Annotated in this window: 1 protein-coding gene; it reads right to left on the reverse strand. The window is 64.8% G+C overall.

Translation table 11 applies throughout. The features are described 5' to 3' along the window. Window positions 1–51 precede the first annotated feature (51 nt). Window positions 52–304 (reverse strand): hypothetical protein (locus tag P0G09_RS18330; RefSeq protein WP_275253384.1); only part of this gene is annotated, 253 nt, incomplete at its 5' end.

Genomic DNA, 304 nt, shown 5'->3' on the forward strand with positions numbered 1-304 from the left:
GGATGGGCATTGCCACCGACTGGAACGTGAACAGCAGGACGATCAGCACGATCAGCACGGAGACCACGCTGACCACGATACAAAATCGGCGTGCTCCAGGAAGGCGTGGAGGGCCGTGCCCATCTCGGCAGCGGTCAGACCGTCCTTTGCCAGAAAGCCCGGGCGCTCCAGCGTGGTCTGCTCTGCCTTGTGGACGATGCCGGTCACGCTGACCTTAGCGGGCAATTGGGCCAGCTCTGCCGCCGGGTACTGCCAGGCAAAGCCCTGCCGCAGCATCTCGGTCAGAGCCGGGTCAGCCTGTGCC

Source organism: Faecalibacterium sp. DFI.5.82 (assembly GCF_029076575.1).
GTDB classification, from domain to species: Bacteria; Bacillota; Clostridia; order Oscillospirales; family Ruminococcaceae; genus Faecalibacterium; species Faecalibacterium duncaniae.